The organism is Microlunatus phosphovorus NM-1, assembly GCF_000270245.1.
Lineage (GTDB): Bacteria > Actinomycetota > Actinomycetes > Propionibacteriales > Propionibacteriaceae > Microlunatus > Microlunatus phosphovorus.
On sequence record NC_015635.1, the window covers coordinates 2,682,674 to 2,700,327 of the forward strand.

The following is a 17,654-nucleotide window of genomic DNA, read 5'->3' on the forward strand; positions in this document are numbered from 1 at the left end:
AGCTGGCCAGATCGAGACCACTGGCACCAGCTTGGTGTCCGGTCTCAGACAACCTGTCATTGACCAGAGGCCACGCTATCGGACGGATTGCTCGAGGCGCGGAGTCGCGATGTTGAGCTGGCGGGACGTGCGCAGGGCGTCATCCAAGACCGCGCGGGGTTCTGCCACGTTCGGGTCGGTGTGTGCCGCGAGGCTTGCCCGTGCGATGGGAAGCACAAGGGTGGCCAACGCGAACGCAGTGCCGGTCAAGCGAGGTAGCCGATAGGGGAGCATCGCCTCGGGGTGCCGACGCAGATCGACGCCCCGTTCCTTGAGGACCGGTAGCAACTCGCGGCTTGTCAGGAATGCCTCTCGGAGCGCCCGGCGATCTCCGATCATGTTTGCCAGCCCTCCGCTCTTCAGCGCCTGAGAGAACATGCCGGCGTCCGAAGCGAAGTGCAGCCACAGCCAGCCGCGCATGTCGGCCTCCTCCTTGATGCGCAGACCTGCTTGCTGGAAAGCCGCTCGCACCGTCAGCTCCCGTCGACTGGGTGACGCCCCTGTGGTGCCGAGGATGACCGATCGGAGTAGGCCACCGTGGAGGACGCCATCGTCTGTGAAGCCTCCGCCGGCCTGCGGGAAACCGAATATCACCTGGTTGGCAGGGATCGGGGCGACCGCGGCGAGGGGTTCGTCCCAGACGTTGCCGAAAACCAGCACGGTGGCCGCGCCGACTCGCGGGGCCAGGTAGGCCGCTGCCTCCCTCAGCTGATGATGCCCAACGCTGAGCACGACCAGGTCGAACTCGTTTTCCAGCTCGACGGACTCTCGCAGGCGCGTCTTGAACGTGCTGGCAGTTCGTTGGCCTCGTAGGGCGCGACGCGTGTCGATAAGGTCTGTCTGCACGCTCTCGCCGTACTCGGCGGCGCGGCCCGGGCGGACCAAGAACTCGACATCGTGCCCAGCTTCCTGGAAGGCCTGGCCATAGATCGTCGCAATGACGCCGCGACCGAACATGAGAATCCGCACTGTCGCACCCATCCGACAGTCTGGAGACTATCTCCACTTACTGACGATATGGAGATAGTCTCCGATTGTCAAGAGGGGTGCTGATGACCGAGGAGAAGGCATTGCGAGCCGATGCTCGCCGCAATCGGGACGCGATCATCGCGGCTGCTCGTGCGGTGTTCGAGCACGATGAGCAGCTGCGATTTGACGACTTCGCGGCGCGGGCTGGGGTAGGGGTGGGGACTCTCTACCGGCATTTCCCCACCAGGGAGGCGTTGGCGGCGGCGGTCTACCAGGGCGAGGTGGCCGCCCTCTGCGGGCAAGCCCTCGACTCGACGCGACCACCTGGCGAAAGCCTCAACGCGTTCCTACGGGGGTTCGTGGACTACATGGTCGAGCACGCAGCGCTCGCGCGCACCCTGGCCGCCGTTGTTGACCCCGCGACCCAAGCCGAGGGCGGCAGTGAGCTCGAGCGTACGGTCGCCGACTTGATGACCCGCGCGGCCGCTGACGGCGCCATCCGTGACGACGTCGCCCCAGGTGCTGTGATGATCGCGCTACACGGCATCGGATCTGCCACCGACCGTCCCGGGTGGGCGTCGGAATCACGCGCAGTCGCGGACCTGATCATTCGAGGTCTGGAGAGACGCTGACGGGGGAGAGCGGGCTCGGCCTGCGCGTCCAGGAACACCGATCCAAGCGCGACTCGTGTGCTTCTGGCATCGTCAGCTTGACGACCGGCCTACGACATACTTCAGGAGTGTTGCTTCAGGCCGTGCAGGTGTTGCATCGCAGCGGGCACTGGTGTTCAGGCGTGCGCTCTGGCTCTGACGCCGTGACCTACGACGTGCAGCTGCTGCAGCAGTGGCGGGTCCGGGTCGCCCTGACCATGATCGCTGCTATCTGCTGGTTGACGAAGGCGTCCAACTCACTCGACCCGTCTCGTTCACGGGTGCGCTCGCTGGCGGCTGGTATATCGACCTCGTCCGCGTCGAGGCGTTGTCCAACGACGAAACTCACGGCCCACGACCACTTCATGGATCTGGTGGTGCCAGCCCCGTAGCGGGTCATCGTGCGTAGCGCGTTGAGCGATCCCCGAGCGCCGCCAATATCTGTTGACCGCCTGCGCGAGTCGTCGCTAGCGTCGCTCACCATGTCCGGGCACCTTGAAGAGCAGGGCCCTACTTCTCTCCTGGGAAGACCATGCGGCGGGGAACCGCCGATGCCGCTCGGAGAAGTCCGCTGATGCTCCAGCCTCTACGCCACGGCTTGTTCAAGTGGTACTGGATCGGTCAAACGCTCAGTGCAGTCGGTGACGGCATCTTCTTTGCGACGCTGAGCATTCTCATCCTCCAACGACGCGACAATCCTGCCGATCTAGGACTGGTGCTCGGTGCGCAGAGTCTCGCCTTTGCGGTCTCCGTGCTGGCCGGCGGGGTCGTCGCCGACCGCTTCAAGCGGTCGAACGTCATGGCCGCCGCGGACCTCATCCGACTTGTCGCCGTCGCCGGATTCATGCTCCTCCCGATCCAGGCACACCTAGGTCTGTTAGTCCTCTGCGGGGTGCTGATGGGTGGCGGTCAGGCCCTGTTCGCACCGGCGCAACGCGCACTCATCCCGGCGTTGGTGCCAAACGAAGTCATCCAGTCCGCGAACGCGTTGATCACCACCAGCTCACGCACCGCCGGCATTGTTGGTCCGGCCATCGGCGGTGTGGTTGTGACAGCTCTGAGCGTCGAGTGGGCCTTCGCGATCGATCTCGCCACGTTCGCCGTGAGTGTCGTGACGCTGCTTGTCGTCTCCCGCAACCTGGGCTCCGATACCCGGTCCAGGCCGTCAGCATCGTTTATGGATGAGACGCTGGCCGGCCTCCGAGTCGTCTGGCAGCACCGCTGGGTTCTTGTCATCATCGCGCAGCGATCCCGAGCGAAGCGCTAGCTCGCGTCGCTTCACTCGACTACCTCGGTCAACTCGGGCTTGACCCAGTCGGCCTAGCAGCAACGCCCTTCGCCGTCAGAAGATTCGGACTCGAGCCGGTGCTCGTTGCATCGGGGATCGGACTGGTTGTGACCACGATCCTTCCATTCGCCGTTAAGGGCGTTCGTCGATTCGAGGACCCAAGAGCCGATCCTGAAGATGCGGTCGATTCGGCAAGAGAGCGACGTTCGTAGGAGGTCGGTTGTCCGAGGTCTTACCGCTGGCGCTGGAAGGACCGCCTCGCCATGGCGAGGTTGAGGTTATGGATCTCGTCGACGACGACTAGGAGCCGGCGAAGTTGCGCTGGCCCTTGAACGCCCGAGGGACGCGGACCGGAGGGAGCGACTCGAAGCGCTGAGACCAGCCATCAGCCTGGTCGACTGTTACCAGACTCGCGCGCCAGCGATGAGACAGATCCGCGAATGCGTCAGGTTCAGTGAGCCTGCGACGACCCAGCTGAGACAGGACAAACCGAGCCCCGCATCAGGAGGCAGGGGAAGCGGTGCAACACACACTACTTGACATAATGTTGCTTATCGGACAAGAGCTGTAGTGGAGGCGCGCCTGCATTCTCCAGCGTTGGACGAGCGTCAGAGTGTGCGCTGGGCCCTCGTCAGGTTTTCGCGCAGCTCGTCAGCGGTTTGTCGAACGACATAGGCAGGACGATCACGTTCCACCCGCCAGGACTCGGCAAGCGGCCCAATGTTCACGGTGTCGAAACCCAGCTGATCGTAGAAGTCGGTGACGAAGGCTGTCGCGCCCGAATCGTCGCTGGCGGTGGCCAGGGCTCGCCGCCGTGGATCGCCCGCCGGGTACCCATCGCTGGTGATGTCCTTGGCCATGATGTGGTTGAACGCCTTCGCGACCTTCGAGGTCGGCAGGTGCTGCTGCAGCAAACCACTGGTCGTGGTCTCCCCACGATCGAGGGCCTCGATGTGACCGTCGCGCTCCCAGTAGTAGTTGTTGGCGTCGAGCACGATCTTGCCGGCCAACGGCTCCACCGGGACGTCGCGGTAGGCGCGGAGCGGCACCGCGACGATGGCGACGTCCGCGGCGGCCGCTGCCTCTGAAGCCGTGGCCGCGCGAGCTCTTGGGCCTAGCTCGCCGATCAAGTCGCGCAGGGTCTCTGGTCTTCGCGAGTTCGCAATCACGACGTCGTATCCGAGTCCGACAGCCGCCCGGGCAACCTGTCGACCGATATTGCCTGCTCCGATGATGCCGAGTGTCGTCATACTGGCCGCAACGTCCCGGCGGCGCCGATATTCCGCCGTCGCCTTGGTTCGGACGCTGAACGCATCGCCTCAGTCCTTCACCGCCGCGACGATGACGAAGTTCGGAAGTCGTGTGTGCGCCTCGATGCCCTGAATCGTGCTCTCGTGCGCAACCACTGCGTCGAGACGTGGCTCGCACACCTCGGCAATGCGACATCCCAAGGCGATGACCTCATTGATGTATATCGAAATACTGTTCTGTCCGGTAGTGGCCGAGAGAGCTCCGGGTCGGCAGGAGCTCTTCGAACGCGGGGTGATGAACTGAAAACACCAGGCGGCCACCAGGTCTCAGGGACTCAACACACGACGCCAGCGCCGCTTTCCAGTCCGGGATCGACAGGAGGACCGGTCAGGCCCGGGTCGGGCTGATATATCACTTTCATGAGGTGGCTATCTCTCGTAGTGGTAGCGGCACGCCGCGACCCGCACCTCGTCATCGACAACCTTGTAGACCAGACGGTGCTCGTCGTTGATCCGGCGAGACCAATAGCCCTGAAAACCGTGCTTCAGCGGCTCTGGCTTGCCGATGCCCTCATTGCCGTTTCGCATGACGTCCCGGATCAGCTGGTTGATCCGGTTGAGGAGCTTGCGGTCCTGCCGCTGCCACCACAGATAATCGTCCCAGCCCCGAGTGCTGAAGACGACCTTCACTCCATCAGCTCCCGCTCCACACCTTTCCCAGACTCGAGCTCGTCGATGGATGCGAGCAGGCGTCGCGCGTTGGCTGGGCTGCGCAGCAGGTACGCCGTTTCCTTGAGGGACTCATAGTCGTCCAGTGACACGATGACCGCAGGCTCGTGCCCGGCCCGTGTGATGACGACCTCCTCGCGGTCGTTGACGACCGCGTCGAGCACCTCGGCGTACTTTGCGCGAGACTCCGTGTAGCTCATAGTCTTCATGACCACCTCCGTACAGAAAACTGTACGTCATGGTGGATCGCTGAGCAAGTGATGTGAGACTCGTCGCGTGCTGCCTCCGCTTGTCATTGAGGGACTCGCCAACGTTCGCGACCTCGGCGGCCTGCAGCGCCAAGACGGTTCGGTGACACCGACCGGGGTGTTCATCCGTGCCGAGATGCTCGATCGCTTGAGCGCGTCAGCATGGGGGAACTCCGAACTCACGGTGTGCGCACCGTCATCGATCTGCGACGACCATGCGAGTACACCGGAGACGTACCAGACGACATCCGACTTGTGCGCGTGGACTTGGACGGTGACGAACGGGATTTCTGGGATCCGATTGAGTTGAATGGTCGGTGGGGAACCCCTCTCTACTACCTCGCGCACATCCGGGATCTTCCGCACCGGCTTGCCGAGGTGCTGAGGGCAATCGCAACTGCCGACGATGGCGCAGTTCTCTTCCACTGCGGAGCCGGGTGGGACCGAACCGGACTCGTCGCAGCGGTCCTTCTGCGCGTTCTCGACGTCACCGATGACGCCGCTACCGCCGACTATCTGGTGTCCTTCGCGAATGCCGATGCGATGGCGAGACTTCACGGACGATCGTTCGATGTCGAGGAGCGCCACGAGGTTCTGGCCCGATTTGGTCACACCGCAGAGTCGGCGTTTCGTAGCATGTACGGCGACCTCGAACTCGACGAGTGGTTCGGTATCTCGGGTATTGACGACGAAACACGTGTCGTGATCGATACTTGGCGAGGGTCAGTAACAAGAAGCCGTTCAGCGCCGACCAGGACGTGCTGACAAACCCAGCAAGCTGACTGACGGCCACCTCGGCGTGGTCCAGGCTCGCTGTGGTCATGGTGTGCGAGCCTGCCGCAATGAACCTCCGCTCGGCGCGACAGATGACATCGATCTTTCTCATCCGCGCTGACCGGATGCTGCTCCTGTATCGGGTCGGGTCGTCTGCTGTTCGAGACTCGTGGGTCGGTATCGGTGGCCACGTTGACCCCGACGAGATTCGCGAACCAACCCAGGCTGCGCTCCGTGAACTGGAGGAGGAAGTCGGCCTGTCCCCTGATCAGATCCGCGATCTCACGCTGCGGTACGTCTCACTCCGAGACAACGGTGAGGAGCTTCGGATCACCTACTACTTCACTGCCACGTCCCACCAGATGTCCCCGATCCCGACGAATGCACAGAGGGCGAGCTCCGCTGGTTCCAGATCGCCCCCGACATGGCGGACCTACCTACCCATGCCACCGACCACGTCCGTCGCACTGAAGCATTGGCTCTCGCGAGGTAGACACGACAATCTCCTGCGGTCGATCGTCATGGCATCCGACGGGCCTCACGTCCTTCCGCTCGCGGGAGAGTGAGCTACTCGCCCCGTATTCACCACCCGTATTCAGAGGACGACCTACTCACCGAGCCGAGACTCAGCATCGACGGCCTACCGTGGGTTCATGTACCTGGAGAACCTCGTCTTCGACGCCGTCGATCCACAGCGACTAGGCCGGTTCTGGGAAGCCGTGGTCGGTGGCGAGCGGCTCACCGACGAGCCCGGCGGGTTCGAGACCCGGCTCACCGTCGAGGGCGGTCCGGTGCTGGACCTGTGCTTCCAGCGCGTCGCGGAGCCGCCATCGAAGCTGCCGAGGCTCCATCCGGACCTTTACGGCGGCCATCGCCAGCAGGAGGAGGTCGATCGGCTCATCGGTCTGGGTGCTCGGCCCCTCGACATCGGCCAGGGCGACGTGCCCTGGGTGGTGCTCGCTGATCCGGAGGGCAATCCCTGCTGTGTGATGGAGGACCGGGCGGCGTACGTCGACACCGGCCCAATCGCGGCACTCCCCCTCGATTCCGCCGACCCAGACAGCGACGTCGGGTTCTGGTCCTGGCTGACCGGCTGGATCGAGGCACCCGGCGCGGGTCTGCCGTCGCTGCGCCATCCATCGCGGCGGGGGCCGCTGCTCGAGCTGTGCCCTGAGCGACGCCCCAAGGACTCCCCGAAGAACCGGCTACACCTCGACGTCCGGCTCGAGCCGGAAGAGGATCCGGACGGGATTGCCGTGGCCATCGCCCAGCGCGGAGGCCGAGAACTCCCCCGCGATCGTGACGACCTGCCATGGCGGATCTATGCCGATCCCTCGGGCAACGAGTTCTGCGTGCTGCCTGCTCGAAGCTGAGCTCTCAGTCGAAGGCCGACCAACAGATGTCGCTACGCAGACGCTGGTCGTCCAGCACCAGTTCCCGGATCTCATCGGGAAGCTGATCGCGCTGCCACTGGCACTCGAGCCGACCGGCGACGCCGGCCTCACCTGGTGGAGCAACAGCGCGTACGGCCTTGATCGCATAGGCGGCCGCACCAAGATCGTGTGCGGCAACGTGGGCCACGGCGCCGGCCTGTCCGGCGGCATACGCCGCGAACCGTGCTGCTCCCCTCTTGTCACGCGCCGCGCCCATGGCGTGACCGCCGGCGGCGCGGGACTCCATCATCGTGACCTCGCCACGAACCCAGGCGCGGATGTGGTCGATCGCCTGCCGTGGTCGCGGATCACCAGGATGAGCGGACTCGAACAGCTCCAGCACATGCTCCGCGCAGGACGCCGCCCAGAGCGCCAGCAACCGGTGGTCGGAGTCCGTCAAGGTGCCGCCACGACGGATCGTGATGAACCGGGGATCCCGCACGTCAGGGAGGATCATGACAACGACGACGCGTCTTCCGCAGCTCGCGCGCCGATGCCGACTTCACCTACGGCCATGTCCAACGACTGTAACCCTGTGCCAGCGCGGTGTTCGGTCCGGGCAGGTCCCCACTGCCCGGACCGAACGCCCCCCATCAGGTGGATCAGTTGCACCATCCCGGCGCCCGGCCGACGTTGGTGACATAGCGCGCAGCCACCCAACGGCCGTCGGTCAGGTAGTACCACTTCTTGTTGCCGTCGACGCTCTTCCCGTTGAGCTTGCAGATGATGTCAACGCCAGCACCCTTGCCGAGAGTGCCGGCCGACGCAGCAGCGGTGGTCGGAGCGACGCGCTTGGTGAGCGTGGTGGTCGTACGGCCGACGAAGCGCTCGTCGTTGCCGCACCAGCGTGGCGCCGGTCCGACGTTCTCGACGTACCGAGCCGACACCCACTCCCCCAGCGTCGGTGGCAACGCGTACCAGATGTTGTTGCCGTCGACCGAGGTGCCACGCACCTTGCAGACGATCGGGAAGACCTTGCCCTTGGCAATCGAGCCCTTGGCCGCCGACGCAGTTGTCGGTAGCGCTCGGACCGTCAAGCCGCCATTGGCAGTCGCCCTTCCGTCATAGGAGTCCGCCGCCGCGGCCGATGCCGCACCGAGCGTAGATCCGGCCAGCACGACGCCGAGTACCCCTCCGGCGATCCTGACAGTTCGACCAGACATGGTGATCAACCTCCTTCGGTGGATAGAAGTAACTCCTTTACGCTCCGAGTGCCGAAAAGGTTGCTTTGATACCTACTGATCAGTAGCGCTCACCCCGACCGGCGTGCCATGGCACCCTTGAGTTCGACTTCGAGCCCGTCCAGGAAGTAGCGCAGACTCCGCTCGACGACGCGGTCGAGGCTGAAGTCGTACGTGGTGTGGACCAGCCGATGGAGATGCGGATAGCCGGCCTCGGTGACGATGGCCCGCAGAGCCGGCAACTGCTCGTCCATCCACTCGTCGGCGTTCAGCCCGGTCGCCGCGGTGGCCGCTGTCTCGGTCTCGAGGTTGCTCGCCATCCCATGGATCAGGCCGAACAGGGCCAGGTGGATGTCGAACCGCGTGGACAGGTCCAGCTCGTATCCGTTCAGTGCCGACAGCACCCACTCGGTCCAGCCGATGCCGCCGGGCACGATCGGCGGACGAGCGAGCGACAGTGTGGCGGCCAGCCAGGGATGCCGGCGGAACAGCTGCCATAGCCCGCGGCCCGCGGCCTCCAGACACTCCCGCCAACCGGCGTCACCTCGCTCGGGCGGCTGCCACTGGGCGAGCGCTGCATCGAGCATCTTCGTCCGCAGATCGTCCTTGTCGCTCACGTACCGATAGAGCGACATCGGCGCCAGGTCCAGTTCGACGGCCAGCCGGCGCATCGACACGCCGTCCATGCCCTCGGTGTCGGCGATGGCGATCGCCGTCGCGACCACCACCTGGGTACGCAAGGGTGCCCGGCTGGTCGCTCGGGGCTTGGGCCGCCGCACCACAACGCCAACCCCGGGCAGGGTCTCGGCGAGCCCGGCCTCCCGCAGACCGGCATGGACGCGGGTGGCGGTCGCGATCGCCACGTGCCAGTCGCGACTGATCCGGCGGGCTGACGGCAGCAGATCTCCCGGCGCCAGCTCGCCAGAATCGATCCGCGCGCGGAGCTCGGCAACGATCCGCTCAGACGCGGAAACAGGCATCGGCTGACCTCCAGTGTCCTAGTACGGAAGCAGTACAGTCCGGCAGGATTGCCTCTGTACGCCGTACTTTCACTGTATGGCAAATATCTTGATCAGCGGGGCCGGGATCGCCGGCCCAAGTGTGGCGTTCTGGCTCGCCGGCTCCGGTCACCGGGTCGTCGTGGTCGAGCGGTCCGCCGATCTGCGACTCGGCGGACAAGCAGTGGACCTGCGCGGCGCCGGCCGGACCGTGATCGAGCGGATGGGTCTGCTGCCCGCCATCCGGACGTTGGCACTCCGGCAACGGGGCATGTCCTGGGTCGATGGTCGCGGCCGGGTACGGGCCCGGATGGGGGTCGACGCGTTCGACGGCGAAGGTTTCATCTCCGAACTGGAGATCCTGCGTGGCGACATCGCCAGTGTGCTGTTCGACGCCACGCGCGACGCGGTGGAGTATGTCTTCGACGACACCATCACCGAACTCGCCCAGGATGCCGACGGTGTCGATGTGGCCTTTGCCCGGACGCAGCGGCAGCGGTTCGATCTCGTCATCGGCGCCGACGGGCTGGGTTCGGTGGTGCGGAACCTGGCATTCGGCGACGGCAAAAGGTCGCTGGGCTGCCTCATCTCCTGGTTCACCGCGCCGGACCCTGGCGATCTTGACGGCTGGTATGAGATGTATCTGGCCGGGAGCGGTCGGAACGCCTCGATCAGACCAGGCCGAGTCGCCGGCGAAGCCAAAGCCTCGCTGGGCCTGCGGATGCCGCGTGGGATGGCCGTGCCGACCAGCCGTCAGGAGCAGAAGGAACTGTTGGCGCGGCAGTTCGACGGAGTCGGCTGGCGGGTTCCGCAACTCATGTCAGCCATGGAGAACGCCACCGATTTCGCCTCGGCCGAGCTCGGCCAGATCCATCTGCCGAGCTGGTCACAGGGACGAGTGGCACTGATCGGCGACGCCGCCGCGAGCCCGAGCCCGCTGACCGGTCTCGGCACCAGCGTGGCGCTGGTCCAGGCATACGTCCTGGCCGGCGAGCTGCTCACCGCCAACGGGGATCACCGCCGGGCCTTCGCCCGCTACGATCAGGTGTGCCGGCCGTACGTGACCAGCGCCCAGGAGCTGCCACCCGGCGGCGCTGCGGGATTCGCCCCGAGGAGCGAGCTGGCAATTCGACTGCAGACGCTGGGCATGCGGTATGCGACCCGATGGCCGATGCGGCCGATGCTGGAGAAGCAGTTCAGCAAGGCGGCCGATCTGGCGCTCCCCGACTACCCGGCCGTGCCTGAGAGCTGATGGGCTCGGGGTAGCCTCCCACCGTTGACAGCGGATCTGGAGGAACACTTGATGGCGACCTACACACATGGTCATCACGAATCGGTCTTGCGGTCCCACCGCTCGCGGACAGCGCAGACCTCGGCGGCTTACCTGCTGCCGCTCCTGAAGCCGACCGATCAGCTGCTCGACGTCGGCGCCGGACCCGGCACCATCACCGCGGACCTTGCCGGACTGGTCGCCAAGGTCACCGCGACCGAGATCGGTCCCGATGAGTTGGAGCTTGCCCGGGCCACTGCTGCGGATCGGAACGTCGTGAACATCGACTTCCGGGTCGCCGATGTCCATGCGCTCGAGTTCGACGACGCGACCTTCGACGTGACCCACGCGCACCAAGTGCTGCAGCATGTCGTCGACCCGGTGCAGGCGTTCCGCGAGTTGGCTCGGGTGACCAAGCCCGGAGGCATCGTGGCCGTTCGCGACAGCGACTACAGCGCGTTCTGCTGGTGGCCCGCTCTCCCGGAACTCGATACCTGGCTCGATCTCTATCGGACGGCGGCCCGGGAGAACGGCGGCGAGCCGGATGCCGGACGCCGGCTGCTCTCCTGGGCTCATGCTGCCGGGCTGATTGATGTCGTTGCCACGTCGAGCACCTGGTGCTATGCCACGCCCGAGTCTCGAGCTGGCTGGGGAGGGATGTGGGCCGACCGGATCATCAACTCGGCGATCGCCCGACAGCTCATCGAGTCGGGCCATGCCACGTCCGCCGAGCTCCAGGCGATCAGCAAGGCCTGGAACCAGTGGGCAGCCGACGATGACGGCTGGATCTCGATCTTGCACAGTGAGGTCGTCTGCCGCATCAGCTGACCCACCGCCCGAGCAGGCGCCACCTTGGCTAGAGGGCACTCGTCACATCGGTTTGGCTGAAGTCATCGCCCGTGAACAACAGTGGCGCGCCCTGAGCCGATTTGCTCGGCACAGGGCGCCACCCCCCGGTCCCCCATCTCTTGGTCGGCAGCCAACTGGGCTCCTGGCACCGGTCGCCAGCAGTGGGCTGCCGCCCGACTAGTCGGTGGCCAGTCCGGCGATGCCGTAGTTCATCGTCACCCGCTCGGTGTCGACCGAGGTCAGGGTGCCGTTGGTGTGGATCCGGAACGACTGGACCGAGCCGTCGCCCAGCCGAACCTCCAGATAGCGGCCGTCCGGCGTGACAGCAGCATCGGTGGGACCGGCGCCGGTGGATCCAGCGATCGCCTTCACCAAGGTGAGCGAGCCGTTGCGGTGAACTCGATAGCTGGAGATGGAGTTGCTGGCCGCATTCACCACCCAGGCATAGTGCCCAGAGACCACCACCCAGCAGGCCGCCGCCTGGGTGTTGCCGAGGGCTTTGGTGACCGCACGGAAACGTGGCGCCACTCGATAGGACGACGCGGACCCGGACGCGGCCTCGGAGACCACCAGCGTGCCGTGCCGGTCGAAGTCGAAGCCATACGGCACCATGCCGGCGGATGAGTGCGCGTGCGCGCGGCTCGCATAGCCGCGGCGGACAGTGAACGTGTCGATCGCGTTCGTGCCCCTCTCGGTCACCACCAGGCTCCTGCCGTCGGGGCTGAATTGGACCTGCGCGGCATCGGTCATGCCGCCGCCCTTCGGATGAGTCAGGTGTCGGGTCGAGCCAGGCAGCTTGCGCAGCTCGCCCGACGGCGTATAGCGAAAGCCGGCGATGGCGTCGCTGTCATGGTTCAGGACATAGCCGATCCCGTGGTGCACGGTCACGCTGACCGGATGCTCTCCCCCGCTGGAGATCCGGTCGCGAAGACGCAGGCTGCCGCCCTTGGTGCTCAGCACCGAGACGCTGTCATCACCCCCATTCACCACGAACAGCAGCGAGCCTTCCCGGGTGACGCCGCCCTGGGAGGCGAGTGAGGCACCCGTACCGCGGCCGCCGGTCGCCACCGTGCCATGGGCTCGCAAGGTGCCGTTCGCGGTTCGATCGAAGACGGCAATCGCATTGCCGTTGGCGTTGTTGGTGGCCTGATAGACGTGACCCGCGACCGGAGCTTGGCTCGCCTGTGCCGTCCCGCTCAGTCCGAGCGTGGCACCGAGTGCCACCGCGGCGACCAGTGACCGGCCGAGCAACCGCTGAGTCTTGGTGATCATGCTGAGATCCCTTCGAGAGTTGGAGAATTGGTGACCACTTGACGGTAGGGCGGCAGCGACACCGAAGTCAGCGCACGTAAGAACCTCGTCACAACCTGGTGAGATGCCCGTAAGGACCGCCGATCTCCGCGGCACAACGTCACCATCTCGTAAGCCCGGCCCGTGGTGTCGGCCGATCGCGACGCTCTAGCGTGGACGAGTGGCTCGAGTCCTGGTCGTCGACGACGACCGCACCGTACGCGAGGTCGTCGTGTCCTATCTGCGGGCCGGCGGTCACGCTGTCATCGAGGCGGCCGACGGAGAGCTCGCCCTGGCGGCGGCCCGCGACGATCCTGTCGACCTGGTCGTCCTCGACCTGATGCTGCCTGGCATCGACGGTCTCGAGGCATGTCGTCGGCTGCGGGCTCGCTCTGACGTGCCGATCATCATGCTCACCGCCCTCGGCAGTGAGACGGACCGCGTGATCGGGCTGGAACGCGGTGCCGACGACTACGTCACCAAGCCCTTCAGCCCTCGCGAGCTCGTGCTGCGAGTGGAGTCGGTGCTGCGCCGGGTGGGTGAGCGGCGGCATCCGGCAGCGGTCGTCGTCGACGGGGATCTGCTCGTCGATCCTGCCCAGCATCTCGCCACGTTGTCAGGGGATGCGCTCCAGCTGACCGTACGCGAGTTCGACCTGCTGCGGTTCATGGCTGCCAACCCCGGCGTCGCATACTCGCGGGAGGACCTGCTGCGTGAGGTCTGGGGCTGGTCGTTCGGCGATCAGTCGACCGTGACCGTGCACGTTCGTCGACTGCGGGAGAAGCTGGAGCGGGACCCGACCCGGCCCACTCGACTCGTGACCGTGTGGGGTGTCGGTTACCGCTGGGATCCACAGGTGCGCGCCGATGCCTGATCAGGTGGCGATCGGGCTGATCGCCATCGGCTGGGCCGGCGCGATGGGTGCCCTTGGCCTGGCCCTGGCCTATCTCACGCGGCGACGCTCGCTGCGCTGGTCATCGGCGTTGGTGGCCATCGTGGCGGTCGCCGCGGTGGTGGCCGGGGTGATCGGCACCGCCAACGCGATGTTCCTCTCCGCCCACGACTTCGGTGTCGTCCTCCTGGTCTGTCTGGTGGCCGGCGTGGTGGCGATCGGGGTGGCCGCCGCCGTCGCGTCGCTGGTCCTGCGCAGCTCCCGCAGGTTGACGCGCGGCGCCCGCGAGTTCGGGGAGACCGGGGAGTACGAGGACACAGTCGACGGACCGGCGGAGTTCCAGGAGCTGTCGGCCGAGCTCTCGCGGGCGAGTAGCCGGTTGAGTGAGTCCCGTCAGCGCGAACGCCGCCTGGAGACCTCGCGTCGTGAGTTGGTCGCGTGGGTGTCGCACGACCTCCGCAGTCCGTTGGCTGGGCTGCGTGCCATGACCGAGGCACTCGAAGATGGCATGGTCGACGATCCGAACCGCTACCACGCCCAGATGCGAGCCGAGGTGGATCGGATGGTTCGGATGGTCGACGACCTGTTCGAGCTGTCCCGAATCCATGCCGGTGTCCTGCAGCTCTCGCTGCAGCGAGTCTCTCTGGCCGACGTCGTGTCGGAGGCCATCGCGGGCGCCGACCCGGTCGCCCGGACTGTCGGCGTCCGGCTGGGAGGTTCGGTTGCTCAGGACGTCATCGTGCATGCCGACCCCGCGGGGCTGTCCCGGGTCGTGGCGAACCTGGTCACCAATGCCATCCGTCATACCCCTGCCGACGGGATCGTCTCCATCACCGGACGGCAGCTGGAGGATGCGATCGAGCTGTCCGTCAGCGATGGCTGCGGTGGCATCCCGGACAGTGATCTGCCAAGAGTCTTCGACCTGGCCTGGCGAGGAAGCGCAGCCCGGACCCCGTCGACCGGAGACCTCAACGGCACCGGTGCCGGTCTCGGCCTGGCCATCGTGAAGGGGATCGTCGAGGCACATCATGGCGACGTCCAGGTCCACAATGAGCCGCCCGGCTGCCGCTTCCTGGTGACCCTGCCCAGGGTCTGGCAGGCGAGCTGAGCAGCTGGACACAGACTACGGTGGCGGTGGCGACCAGCAGGGGTCGCCGGAACTACCATGCATGCGGCCAGGAGCCGATCACCGATGGATTGTCATGAAGGAGTAGCCAGTGACCGAGACCATGTGGGCCTATCGGATGAGCGGCCCGCGCGAGCTCGAGCGGATCACCGCCAGCCGCTTGTCGGAGTCGGATCTGCAGGCCGGTGACATCTTGGTCGAGATCGAGGTGGGCGGGATCTGTGGCAGCGACCTGTCCTACTTCAACGGCGGACTCCCGCGCCGACCGCTGCCTGTCGACGATCCGACCGGAATCCCGGTCGGTGGTTCGTTGCACGAGATCGTGGGTCTGGTCCGAGCGAGCCGGGATCCCAGCCGTCGGGTCGGTTCCCGCGTCGTCGGCTGGGCCACCACTCACCAGGGATTGGCCGAACTGACGGTCACGCCGGGCACCTCGGTGATCGAGTACGGGCCCGAGTGGTCACCCCGCGAAGCCGTCGCCCTGCAGTCGTTGGCCTGCGTGATCTACGCCTTGGACCGGATCTCCGCTGACTTCACCGGGCGCACCGTCGCGGTGATCGGCCTCGGCCCGATCGGTGTGCTGTTCAGCCATGTCGCCAAGTCCCGCGGCGCTGCGCAGGTGATCGGTGTCGATCAGGTCGATCGGAGTGATCTTGCCTCGGCCTTCGGCGTCGACGAGTTCGTCTGGTCGAGGGCGGAGCGTTGGGCCGCCCGGATCGGCGATGACGCTCGTCCGGATGTGGTCATCGAGGCGGTGGGGCACAACACCGAGACCCTGGTGGACGCCATCGAGGCGGCTGCGCCCAAGGGGGTCGTCTTCTACTTCGGGGTCCCTGACCAGGCGTACTACGCCTTCCCGATGGACCGGTTCTTCCGCAAGCATCTGACGTTGATCGGCGGTGTCACCGGAGACCGATCGGGATCGCTGACGAAGGCCGAGGAGTATGCGCGTGCGTATCCAGGGCTGTTCGGCAGCTATCTGACCCACCACTTCCCCATCGCTGAAGCGCAACGGGCATACGAGCATGCCGTCCGGCCGGCGCCGGGGCAGCTCAAGATCACGATCGGGTTCGATCAATGAGTTTCACACGACCCGCTGAGTGACAAATCTGCGGCTCAAACCGCTCGCGTCGGCGTGTCGCGGCCTCCGTCATCGTTGAGCCATGGGTTTGTCCCGTGGATCGGCCGGACGGGGGAACCGACGGTGACGGTGGCGTCTCGCTCGTCGTCGATGACGACCTCGACCTCGAAGCCGGCCTGTCGCATCTCCCCTGCCGTGATGACTGCCTGGTCTCGACCGGTCTCGATCAGCAGATGTCCGCCGGCACGCAACCAGGACGGCGCTTCGGCAATGATCCGGCGATGGACGTCGGCTCCGTCACCGCCACCGTCCAGGGCCTGGTGCGGCTCATGGTCACGAGCCTCGCGCGGCATCAGGGTGATGGCCTCGGTCGGCACATACGGGGCGTTGGCCACGATCACGTCGACTCGCCCGTGAAGCGCTGCAGGCAAGGGATCGTAGAGATCACCGATCAGTGCCACCGCCGAGTCAGTCAGGTTCTGTCGGGCGTAGCCGACGGCAACCGGGTCGATGTCCGCCGCATACAACTCCCGGATCTGGCCAGAGCGCTGCAGCACGGCGGCCACCGCCGCGACACCGCAGCACAACTCGACGACCACGGCCTTGCCCCCAGACTGAGCCAGGTCGTCGAGTCGGGCCAGCGCCTGCTCGGCCAGCAGTTCGGTGCGCACTCGCGGCACGAACACGCCGGGCCCGACCGCGATCCGCAAGCCAGCGAAGGCAACCCAACCCAGCAAGGGCTCCAGAGGTGCGCCCGCCGCCCGTGCGGACACCAGTCGTTCCAGCCCAACCGCATCATCCCTGGCAGCCTCGAGCAGCAAAGTCGCCTCGTCCTCGGCGTAGACGCAGCCGGCCGCGCGGAGTCGAGCCACCACCTCACTCAGGTCCAGCCCGACCGATTCAGAGGTCATGTGGCGGTAGTTCGATCTTGCATCGCGGTCCTGCAGCCGCTGCCAGCCGTCGGTCCGCGGTCACCAACGGTGACTCGCTGAACTCCGCGAGTGTGACGTATGCGGCGTCGTACGGAGTGAGGTTGTGCCGCAACTCCCAGCATCGTGGGAGCAGTGTGCGGAGCCTGGCCACCTGGAGAGGCAGTGCCATCAAGTCTTCCATCGCGGCAGCAGCCCGCCTCGCCGTCAGCTCACCGCGTTGTTCAAGGCGGCGGACCGCCGAGGCAACCTCGAGATAGAGGAGATCAGGCACCGCCGTCTTGTCCTTGTCCTTCAGAAGTCGGGACCTGGCCCAGGCACCGCTGCGATTCTCATCGACGAGGGCAGCGATCACCACACTGGCGTCAGCGACTATCACGGTCGTCTCTCACCAGGTCCGCTGCCGCTGCGAGCGAGATCGTGCCGCCGGTCCGGTCATCGGCCCGCCTGAGCACCTCGGCCATCGTCGGCACGCGGGCGTCCTCGACGAGCTTGGTCAGCAGATACTCCTGAAGGGACTGGTGGGCCTCGGCAGCACGACGACGAAGAACCCGATGGGTCTCCTCGGGAACGTCCTTGATCTGCACGCTCGGCATGGCGCCATTATGGCGCTGGAAGCGTCGAATCGCAAGTGCATGGGTGGCCGTCACCGTCGAGC

General features: G+C 66.0%; 19 protein-coding genes and 2 pseudogenes. 10 read left to right on the forward strand and 11 right to left on the reverse strand.

The features are described from left to right. Positions 1 to 75: 75 nt before the first annotated feature. On the reverse strand, positions 76 to 1,020 hold the full coding sequence (locus MLP_RS12125; protein ID WP_231851457.1) for a ketopantoate reductase family protein: 945 nt from the start codon (positions 1,018 to 1,020) through the stop codon (positions 76 to 78). A gap of 71 nt (positions 1,021 to 1,091) precedes the next feature. Between MLP_RS12125 and MLP_RS12130 the strand changes: the two genes are divergently transcribed. Together MLP_RS12130 and MLP_RS12140 are read left to right on the forward strand one after the other, a co-directional pair. Then, complete coding sequence (locus MLP_RS12130) at positions 1,092 to 1,640, forward strand: TetR/AcrR family transcriptional regulator (protein ID WP_041792151.1); 549 nt, start codon at positions 1,092 to 1,094, stop codon at positions 1,638 to 1,640. Positions 1,641 to 2,232: 592 nt separating this feature from the next. Further along, positions 2,233 to 2,925 carry an MFS transporter gene (locus MLP_RS12140; protein WP_049804533.1) on the forward strand — a complete coding sequence of 231 codons (693 nt, stop codon included), beginning with the start codon at positions 2,233 to 2,235 and terminating at the stop codon, positions 2,923 to 2,925. A gap of 629 nt (positions 2,926 to 3,554) precedes the next feature. On the opposite strand, the pseudogene MLP_RS12145 reads toward MLP_RS12140, so the two are convergent. The 3 genes and pseudogenes from MLP_RS12145 to MLP_RS12155 all read right to left on the reverse strand — a co-directional run. Further along, a pseudogene (locus tag MLP_RS12145) lies at positions 3,555 to 4,214 on the reverse strand (NADPH-dependent F420 reductase); the annotation flags it as partial. 411 nt (positions 4,215 to 4,625) lie between these two features. Continuing rightward, positions 4,626 to 4,886 carry a Txe/YoeB family addiction module toxin gene (locus tag MLP_RS12150; protein WP_013863389.1) on the reverse strand — a complete coding sequence of 87 codons (261 nt, stop codon included), beginning with the start codon at positions 4,884 to 4,886 and terminating at the stop codon, positions 4,626 to 4,628. Beyond that, the gene (locus tag MLP_RS12155) at positions 4,883 to 5,134 is read right to left on the reverse strand and encodes a type II toxin-antitoxin system Phd/YefM family antitoxin (protein WP_013863390.1); all 252 of its coding nucleotides are present in this window, start codon (positions 5,132 to 5,134) and stop codon (positions 4,883 to 4,885) included. The genes MLP_RS12150 and MLP_RS12155 overlap by 4 nt, the downstream gene beginning before the upstream one ends. A 142-nt stretch (positions 5,135 to 5,276) precedes the next feature. Between MLP_RS12155 and MLP_RS12160 the strand changes: the two are divergent. From MLP_RS12160 to MLP_RS12170, 3 genes and pseudogenes are all read left to right on the forward strand, one after another. Then, positions 5,277 to 5,938, forward strand: a pseudogene (locus MLP_RS12160) (tyrosine-protein phosphatase). 101 nt (positions 5,939 to 6,039) lie between these two features. Beyond that, a complete protein-coding gene (locus MLP_RS29490; protein WP_049804534.1) occupies positions 6,040 to 6,513 on the forward strand; it encodes an NUDIX domain-containing protein in 474 nt (157 codons plus the stop codon). Between the two features lie 87 nt (positions 6,514 to 6,600). After that, positions 6,601 to 7,320, forward strand: a complete 720-nt coding sequence (locus MLP_RS12170) for a VOC family protein (RefSeq protein WP_013863393.1) — start codon at positions 6,601 to 6,603, stop codon at positions 7,318 to 7,320. 4 nt (positions 7,321 to 7,324) lie between these two features. On the opposite strand, the gene MLP_RS12175 is transcribed toward MLP_RS12170, so the two are convergent. The 3 genes from MLP_RS12175 to MLP_RS12185 all read right to left on the reverse strand — a co-directional run bounded on the left by MLP_RS12175 (position 7,325) and on the right by MLP_RS12185 (position 9,541). Next, positions 7,325 to 7,822, reverse strand: a complete 498-nt coding sequence (locus MLP_RS12175; protein WP_231851458.1) for a putative immunity protein — start codon at positions 7,820 to 7,822, stop codon at positions 7,325 to 7,327. A 160-nt stretch (positions 7,823 to 7,982) separates the two neighbouring features. Next, positions 7,983 to 8,543, reverse strand: coding sequence for a hypothetical protein (locus MLP_RS26325; RefSeq protein WP_013863395.1), 561 nt, complete (start codon positions 8,541 to 8,543; stop codon positions 7,983 to 7,985). Between the two features lie 89 nt (positions 8,544 to 8,632). Continuing rightward, positions 8,633 to 9,541 (reverse strand): TetR/AcrR family transcriptional regulator C-terminal domain-containing protein, encoded by a 909-nt coding sequence (locus MLP_RS12185; RefSeq protein WP_013863396.1) that lies wholly within the window; start codon positions 9,539 to 9,541, stop codon positions 8,633 to 8,635. A 76-nt stretch (positions 9,542 to 9,617) separates the two neighbouring features. Here MLP_RS12185 and MLP_RS12190 point away from each other — a divergent pair, with 76 nt between their 5' ends. Both MLP_RS12190 and MLP_RS12195 read left to right on the forward strand, forming a co-directional pair. Beyond that, positions 9,618 to 10,811, forward strand: coding sequence for an FAD-dependent monooxygenase (locus MLP_RS12190; RefSeq protein WP_013863397.1), 1,194 nt, complete (start codon positions 9,618 to 9,620; stop codon positions 10,809 to 10,811). Between the two features lie 51 nt (positions 10,812 to 10,862). After that, complete coding sequence (locus MLP_RS12195; RefSeq protein WP_013863398.1) at positions 10,863 to 11,657, forward strand: class I SAM-dependent methyltransferase; 795 nt, start codon at positions 10,863 to 10,865, stop codon at positions 11,655 to 11,657. 198 nt (positions 11,658 to 11,855) lie between these two features. Here MLP_RS12195 and MLP_RS12200 read toward each other — a convergent pair whose 3' ends face one another. Continuing rightward, entirely contained in the window at positions 11,856 to 12,950 is a 1,095-nt protein-coding gene (locus MLP_RS12200; RefSeq protein WP_013863399.1) for a lactonase family protein, read from the reverse strand. A 199-nt stretch (positions 12,951 to 13,149) separates the two neighbouring features. Between MLP_RS12200 and MLP_RS12205 the strand changes: the two genes are divergently transcribed. The 3 genes from MLP_RS12205 to MLP_RS12215 all read left to right on the forward strand — a co-directional run bounded on the left by MLP_RS12205 (position 13,150) and on the right by MLP_RS12215 (position 16,067). Further along, positions 13,150 to 13,842 (forward strand): response regulator transcription factor, encoded by a 693-nt coding sequence (locus MLP_RS12205; RefSeq protein ID WP_013863400.1) that lies wholly within the window; start codon positions 13,150 to 13,152, stop codon positions 13,840 to 13,842. Then, positions 13,835 to 14,968, forward strand: a complete 1,134-nt coding sequence (locus MLP_RS12210) for a sensor histidine kinase (RefSeq protein WP_013863401.1) — start codon at positions 13,835 to 13,837, stop codon at positions 14,966 to 14,968. Before MLP_RS12205 ends, MLP_RS12210 begins: the two co-directional genes overlap by 8 nt. Positions 14,969 to 15,077: 109 nt before the next feature. Continuing rightward, positions 15,078 to 16,067, forward strand: a complete 990-nt coding sequence (locus tag MLP_RS12215; protein WP_013863402.1) for a zinc-dependent alcohol dehydrogenase — start codon at positions 15,078 to 15,080, stop codon at positions 16,065 to 16,067. Between the two features lie 35 nt (positions 16,068 to 16,102). Here MLP_RS12215 and MLP_RS12220 read toward each other — a convergent pair whose 3' ends face one another. From MLP_RS12220 to MLP_RS12230, 3 genes are read right to left on the reverse strand one after another with little or no spacing between them, the layout of a single operon-like run. Continuing rightward, positions 16,103 to 16,978 carry a putative protein N(5)-glutamine methyltransferase gene (locus tag MLP_RS12220; protein ID WP_013863403.1) on the reverse strand — a complete coding sequence of 292 codons (876 nt, stop codon included), beginning with the start codon at positions 16,976 to 16,978 and terminating at the stop codon, positions 16,103 to 16,105. Then, a complete protein-coding gene (locus tag MLP_RS12225) occupies positions 16,968 to 17,375 on the reverse strand; it encodes a type II toxin-antitoxin system VapC family toxin (protein ID WP_041790001.1) in 408 nt (135 codons plus the stop codon). Before MLP_RS12225 ends, MLP_RS12220 begins: the two co-directional genes overlap by 11 nt. After that, a complete protein-coding gene (locus tag MLP_RS12230) occupies positions 17,362 to 17,592 on the reverse strand; it encodes a FitA-like ribbon-helix-helix domain-containing protein (RefSeq protein ID WP_013863405.1) in 231 nt (76 codons plus the stop codon). Before MLP_RS12230 ends, MLP_RS12225 begins: the two co-directional genes overlap by 14 nt. Between the last annotated feature and the right edge of the window lie 62 nt (positions 17,593 to 17,654).